General features: G+C 62.4%; 6 protein-coding genes, 1 tRNA gene and 1 pseudogene. 2 read left to right on the top strand and 6 right to left on the bottom strand.

Annotation, left to right across the window (positions count from 1 at the left end; genetic code table 11):
* The first annotated feature begins 485 nt into the window (after nt 1–485).
* Nucleotides 486–1,697: an MFS transporter gene (locus CCR95_RS15870; RefSeq protein ID WP_201096121.1), complete on the top strand. Its 1,212-nt coding sequence runs from the start codon at nt 486–488 to the stop codon at nt 1,695–1,697.
* Nucleotides 1,698–1,743: 46 nt separating this feature from the next.
* Here the strand turns inward: CCR95_RS15870 and CCR95_RS15865 are convergent, their stop codons facing one another.
* The 3 genes from CCR95_RS15865 to CCR95_RS15855 form a co-directional block, all read right to left on the bottom strand.
* On the bottom strand, nt 1,744–2,721 hold the full coding sequence (locus CCR95_RS15865) for a hypothetical protein (RefSeq protein ID WP_242523280.1): 978 nt from the start codon (nt 2,719–2,721) through the stop codon (nt 1,744–1,746).
* A 106-nt stretch (nt 2,722–2,827) separates the two neighbouring features.
* Nucleotides 2,828–2,937, bottom strand: a tRNA-Leu gene (locus CCR95_RS15860).
* Between the two features lie 87 nt (nt 2,938–3,024).
* Nucleotides 3,025–3,375 (bottom strand): ATP-binding protein, encoded by a 351-nt coding sequence (locus tag CCR95_RS15855; RefSeq protein ID WP_201096120.1) that lies wholly within the window; start codon nt 3,373–3,375, stop codon nt 3,025–3,027.
* Between the two features lie 267 nt (nt 3,376–3,642).
* Between CCR95_RS15855 and CCR95_RS15850 the strand changes: the two genes are divergently transcribed.
* Nucleotides 3,643–4,776, top strand: coding sequence for a reverse transcriptase domain-containing protein (locus tag CCR95_RS15850; RefSeq protein ID WP_242523279.1), 1,134 nt, complete (start codon nt 3,643–3,645; stop codon nt 4,774–4,776).
* Nucleotides 4,777–4,795: 19 nt separating this feature from the next.
* On the opposite strand, the gene CCR95_RS15845 is transcribed toward CCR95_RS15850, so the two are convergent.
* The 3 genes and pseudogenes from CCR95_RS15845 to CCR95_RS15835 all read right to left on the bottom strand — a co-directional run.
* Nucleotides 4,796–5,143 carry a type II toxin-antitoxin system PemK/MazF family toxin gene (locus CCR95_RS15845; RefSeq protein WP_201096119.1) on the bottom strand — a complete coding sequence of 116 codons (348 nt, stop codon included), beginning with the start codon at nt 5,141–5,143 and terminating at the stop codon, nt 4,796–4,798.
* Complete coding sequence (locus CCR95_RS15840; protein WP_201096117.1) at nt 5,143–5,388, bottom strand: AbrB/MazE/SpoVT family DNA-binding domain-containing protein; 246 nt, start codon at nt 5,386–5,388, stop codon at nt 5,143–5,145. Before CCR95_RS15840 ends, CCR95_RS15845 begins: the two co-directional genes overlap by 1 nt.
* A gap of 590 nt (nt 5,389–5,978) precedes the next feature.
* Nucleotides 5,979–6,104, bottom strand: a pseudogene (locus CCR95_RS15835) (IS5/IS1182 family transposase); the annotation flags it as partial.

Genomic DNA, 6,104 nt, shown 5'->3' with positions numbered 1-6,104 from the left:
GTGACAGCCCGGCTTGGAATTGGATACGGTTCATGGGCATGACGGGATTCCTCAGCGAGACGGGGTAACCCACTGTGCGCCTATTTCCAGCGAAAAACTGGCCTGCTGGAAAATCTTTCTAATCAGGAAGGCGGTTACGGCATATCCTCGCGCGAGAAAGGCGCGGGCATCGCGCCCCGAGCCGCAACCGGCATCGAGAAGGTGCACGCTTGGGTGGCAGATGGGCGAGGAAGCGCGCGTACAAGGGCGCGAGGTCAACGGTCGTGGTGTGTCCGCGAAGAAGACTGCGGCGTGGGTTCTCGTCATCGATTGCGGTCAGGCCGGTTCGATGGGGCATACTGAGCGCTGGAGCAAAACAGTGAGCAGCAAACGATGCAGGTACAGACAACACGAATCGGCGGTGCGTTGTTGTATGCGATGCGCCTTTCAAGCGCGGTCGCGGCCTTGGATGGCGAAGAGGGCGATGTGAGCTGCCCTGCTTGGTCATGAACGCATCAACCTCCGACCGCACCGCCTTCCGGGTGCTGGGCGCCATCAGTTTCGCCCATTTCCTTAACGACACCCTGCAGTCGTTGATGGTCGCCATCTATCCGCTGTTCAAAGCCGGATTCCATCTCAGCTTTGCCCAGATCGGCTTGATCACCCTGGCCTTTCAGTTGACCGCCTCGCTGCTGCAACCCTTGATCGGCCTCTACACCGATCGCCATCCCAAGCCCTTTTCGCTCGCGGTGGGCATGGGGTTTACCCTGCTGGGCCTGCTGGCGCTGTCGCTGGCCTCCAGCTTCCCGATGCTGCTGGTGGCGGCCGCGATGGTCGGGACCGGCTCGGCGGTCTTCCATCCCGAAGCCTCGCGGGTTGCCCGCATGGCCTCGGGCGGGCGGCACGGTCTGGCACAGTCCCTCTTCCAGGTCGGCGGCAACACCGGCGCGGCCATCGGTCCGCTGCTCGCGGCCTGGATCGTCCTGCCCCAGGGTCAGCGCAGCCTCGCCGTGTTCGCCCTGCTGGCACTGGTCGCCATGATCGTGCTGACGGGCGTCGGCGTCTGGTCTCGACGTCAGCACCGGCAACCGAAGCCGGCGGCGGCGCCCGCCGGGCGCGCACTCCCCAAGGGTCGGGTAAAAGCCACGCTGGCGGTCCTTCTGGCGCTGATGTTCTCCAAGTTTTTCTACCTGGCCAGCATAAGCAGCTATCTGATTTTCTATCTGATGCAGCGCTACGCCATCGACGCCCAGGAAGCGCAGTATCACCTGTTCTATTTCCTCTTCGCGGTAGCGGCGGGCACCCTGCTCGGCGGTCCCCTCGGAGATCGTATCGGTCGGCGGGCGGTGATCTGGGTCTCGATTCTCGGCGTCGCGCCCTTCACCCTGGCGCTGCCCTACGTGGGGCTCGGGACGTCGGCGGTCTTGACGGTCATCATCGGCTTCCTGCTCGCGTCCGCCTTTCCGGCCATCGTGGTCTACGCCCAGGAACTGATTCCCGGTCGGATCGGGATGGTCTCCGGGCTCTTTTTCGGGTTCGCCTTCGGTCTGGCCGGGATCGGTGCCGCGGTGCTCGGACAGGTGGCGGATCGGTGGGGGATCGAGACGGTCTATCAGGTCTGTGCCTTCCTGCCGTTGCTCGGATTGCTGGCGGTGTTGCTACCGGATCTGCGGGCGAGGGAAATCGTGATGCGCGCGCCGGAACCCGCTCAGGCGTGACGTTCAGGGTCGTGTTCGGTTCGTGGTTTGTCTGGTTTCCGTTCGACTACGTTCGCGGCGCGCGCACTGGCGCGACGAACAACATCACAACGAGCCCCAGGAGCGCGGCAAGGCAGAGCGCGCACGACAGCCGATAGACCAGCCGCCAACCGGGATGCGCTTTGCGGACGATCCGAAACGCGTCGACGTAGATGGTTTCACAGGCGCCATTGCCGGTATCGGTGCGGGTGACGCTGGTTCCCCGCTGGAATCCGCCAGCACGCGAGTAGCGGGCCAATTTGCCGTCCAGGCGGATCTGATCGCCAATCTCGGCGGATTTGATCTTCGCGGCGAGGGTGGCGTCCTGCGTGAGCAGGTGATTGTTCGAGAGTTGGTCCCAGGCAAAGCGTTGGGCCGTCTCGGCGTCCTGGGTGGAAATCCAGCAGGTCCAGGTGCTGTTGCGGTACTGCATCTCGCGAAAGACGCCCGAGGCGACGTTATCGCCCCAGACGACGCAGAGGTCGCGGAGGTTGATGAAGTCTTTCCAGTCCTTGGCATGGTAGATGTCCCAGAACACATCGCTGTCATGCAGGCTCACCACCACCCCGTCGAGCTGATACTCGAACAGGGGGTCGATGGTATAGCGGATGCCCTGCGCCTCGATCTGGAAGGAGGACGATTCGGTCGGGGTCTGACGCGGTGCTTCCAGTCGCGCGGCGTCATAGAACGTCGGCGGGGGAAACTGATCCTTTTTCCAATGACTCCAGAGCGCCAGCCCCAGGCTGGCCAGAAAGACGAGTTGCAGCAGTTGAGTAACGAGGCGATAAGGGAAACCATCGCCCCGAGAAAGCGTCGTGACCGGACGCCTCGCCTGCGGCGCCTGTCGACTTGCCTGTTCATATTTAGCAAAGACGATCCCGCACGCGATGCAGACCTCGCCGGGGGGCTGTTCCGCATCGCATTTCGGACAGCGCAGACTGACCGGGGCGAGATCCAATGTGCTCGGACGGCTGAAGATCGAGGCGGCGGTGGGTGGAGATGGCAAAGCTGGAGTTTCTTCACGGATCAGGTACGCGACACGCTTTAGTCACGTTGGCAAAAATAACCGGGCATAGCCCGGATAAAGTCTTCGTAAGGTATTGATCTTTAGATGGTGCGCAAGGGGGACTCGAACCCCCACGGATTGCTCCACTGGAACCTAAATCCAGAGTCAGCAAAAACATTATCTAACATTCAACACGTTAGCACATCCGCCCCGCGCTTTCGTGTCCCCAACGTGACGCAATGTAACCCAACGTGACCGGAGCGCGTCACGTTTTCGTCACGCTATCAAAAACCGCTGCCGCCATCAAGATTCCCCCTCGTCCACCTCCGACCCAAGCGTCACCGGCTCGAACCCGCCTTCGCGCGTGGAGTACATCGCCACCCGTGGCTGTTGCGCCTGACGAAACAACTGTTCGTCGGCGAGGCCGAGCGCCCGGCGCGGCGCCGGAATGTCGATGGCCTGGGTGCGCAGTCCAATCTTGCGGGCGACATTCGCCAGGACCGCCCGTGGAAACACATTCGGACTCTGCGACACCAGAATCAACCCAGCGCCGAATTTCCGCGCCTCGCTGACCAGCCGATTGAGAATCTGTGTCGGATCGTCGCGTTCCTTGGTGCGCGTGGGGATGACCAATTGCGCTTCGTCGACCAGCACAAACGTATCGACGCGCGCCCCGCGCGCGCAGCTTACGAACCCCCCCCGGTGTCAGGATAGAAGTCGCCTCCCAGAGGGAGGCGACTTCTATCCTGACACCGGGGGAAACAGCGAGAACCAACAGACGCGGCGCGACCCGCGAAGTCGTCCGAAGCCTCGGGGTGCGGCAACTGCGGCAGCCACCCCGAAGGACGTGGGATCCGAGCGGTGTGGATCACCGGGAGGTAAGCACGGGGACGGCAAGGGAAAGCCACGGAGAGCGGAATCATGACCGTGCTGAATGAGCGTTTGATGGAGGTGATCCTCACGGAGGACAATCTCCAGTCGGCTGACCAACAGGTGAAAGCCAACGGTGGTGCGCCTGGGGTAGACGGGATGGGCGTCAAGACCTTGGCGGAACATCTCGACCGACATGGCGAGCGGATCACGGCGACGCTCTTGGAAGGGCGTTATCAACCGAGTCCGGTGCGAGGCGTGGAGATCCCCAAGCCGCAAGGCGGGGTCCGCGTTCTCGGCATTCCCGGCGACCCTCGGGTGCTGAGCCTGATCGGGCGCTACCTGCGGGCGGGTAGGCTGCACCACGGTGAGGTTGAAGTGCGCCTGGACGGCACGCCGCAAGGCGGGCCGCTGAGCCCGCTCCTGGCGAACCTCTACCTGACTCCGCTGGACCGGGAGTTGGAACGACGCGGGCTTGCGTTCTGCCGCGACGCCGACGACATCACGGTGTTCGTGGGCAGCGCGCGCAGCGCAGAACGCGTGCTGAACAGCCTCGTGGCATGGATCGAAGCGCATCTGAAGCTCCCCGTCAACCGTGAGAAAAGCGGCTGGGGGCGACCTTGGGAACGCCAGAGGTTGGGTTTCCGGCTCTTGGAAGACGGCCGGATCGGGATTGCGCCCAAGCGCATCGCGCGTGACAAGGATGCGGTGCGCGAACGCTGGGATGCGCGTCAGAGCTTAACCAGCAAGGAACTGGTCCAGCAGTGGCAGCGCGACGTGCGTGGCTGGTGGAATTATTTTCGCTTGGCCGACGCCACGAAGGCGCTGACCCGCCTGGATGGGGGGCCGTCGCCACATGCGCAAGTGTTTTTGGCTGCGCTGGCATCACCGTCCAGGACGACACAACGCCCTGAAACGACTGGGGATGGTGGGGCGTTCGCTGAAATTGGCGAGTCGCCGCAAAGGCGCGTGGCGCATCGCGCGCTCACCGACGCGACAGCACGCGCTCTGCAACCGCATCCTCCGCCGCGATGGACTGTGGGTTCCATCAGACCTTGCCGCCGCATAACCGGGGGCTGGGTCCAACCGCCGGATGCGGAAAACCGCATGTCCGGTGGTGTGGGAGGGCTGACGGGCGCAATCCCGTCAGCCCGACCCGATCCGGGCGCCGTGGGTCGAGAATGAGGCGCGCGGGCGATGGACCTCAGTCGAACAAGATCGCTTCAACTCTTGCGAGAACGTCGTCGACGAGACACTGGGGTGCCACCTCCTTGAGGCGCACATTCCGCGCACGCCAGTCCAGCGACTTCAACTGGTGGCAGTAAACGGCCCCCTGCGTCTGCGTTCCAGCCCCGATCAGCGTCACCACCGTTCCATGCGTGCGCGCCGCCGTCGCCGCGCCCTGCGAAATCGGGCAGATCATGGCCAAGCCTTGCTGGTTAAAGACTTTGCCACTCAGGACCAGGCCGAAGTGCGGGCCGGTCATTTCCCGGCCAGAGGACGGGTCGAAATCGAGATGCACGATGTCGCCACGGTTCGGCACAAACGCCATCAGCCACGCTCCAGACCGACCGAGGGCATGTCATCCCAGCCGACAACGCGGGGAAGGCCGTCTGGCATCTCGGCGATCAGGTCGGCGAGCTTGTAACGCGGACGGGCAGGTGCTTCGATCGTCATCGTCTTGCCAAGCAAGTGAAGCTCGACCTGTGAGCCTTCGCTTAAGCCATTTTGGTCGATAAACGCTTTGGGCACCGTCATCACGAGTGAGCCGCCAGCTTTGCGCAACGTCTGAAGCATTGGCGTGGTTCCTGTTTGTTAAAAATCCTATTTTAATAAAACTTTTTATTTTTTGCACAAAAAAACCTCGAACTCTCATAGAGAATTCGATGTGGGGGTGGCGGACAGCAAGTGTCCGCCAGGTCACTAACCGAACTCCCAATAGATGGAAGGCAAATTGACATCCTCCTCGCCCTAAAGAGACGAGGATTCCCAGGCGACGGAACCTGGCCGGACAGCCCTCGCGGCCTGTCTTTCCTGCTTCGACGCGGGGTGACTCGTCGACCGGCGTTTACCGGTCCACCGCCACGGCCCGCTCCACAGGCTTAAAGTCCCGGAAGTCCTCCGGTATTCGCCCGGTCGAAACAGGTCGGGTGTTAATGGCCATCTAAACTGACCCACCCACGGCCACTAATGTTGACCCACTGAAGGGTGTGCTTTTAAGGAGACGCTGATTAAATCGAGTTTTCCGCCGTGACGCATTCGGCATGCGCGATTTTTTCGCCGAGACCGAGACATCGGGCGGCTTTGCGGTACGAATCGCCTTGGTTGAGGGCGGTGATGGCCTCCTTCGGCGTTTTGCTCCGTTCCCGAGGCGTCCGGTGGCGGTGTTAGGCCAAGAGCGCCTTCTTCACGCGCACCAGATTCGCCAGGGCGAACAGGGTGTGCAATTGAGCGACGTTCTTCGCCAGTCCTTTGTACCGGACCTTGCGATGCCCAAACACGTTCTTGACGAC

Source organism: Thiocystis minor, from assembly GCF_016653465.1.
In the GTDB taxonomy this organism is placed as follows: domain Bacteria; phylum Pseudomonadota; class Gammaproteobacteria; order Chromatiales; family Chromatiaceae; genus Chromatium; species Chromatium minus.
The sequence above is the reverse complement of the archived record's forward strand: the minus strand, read 5'-3'. Positions and strand labels throughout refer to the sequence as shown.

Coding starts and splice junctions, on each gene's coding strand:
- CCR95_RS15870 (WP_201096121.1), top strand. CDS start 486: ATGAACGCATCAACCTCCGACCGCACCGCCTTCCGGGTGCTGGGCGCC.
- CCR95_RS15850 (WP_242523279.1), top strand. CDS start 3,643: ATGACCGTGCTGAATGAGCGTTTGATGGAGGTGATCCTCACGGAGGAC.
- CCR95_RS15845 (WP_201096119.1), bottom strand. CDS start 5,143: ATGGCGTTTGTGCCGAACCGTGGCGACATCGTGCATCTCGATTTCGAC.
- CCR95_RS15840 (WP_201096117.1), bottom strand. CDS start 5,388: ATGCTTCAGACGTTGCGCAAAGCTGGCGGCTCACTCGTGATGACGGTG.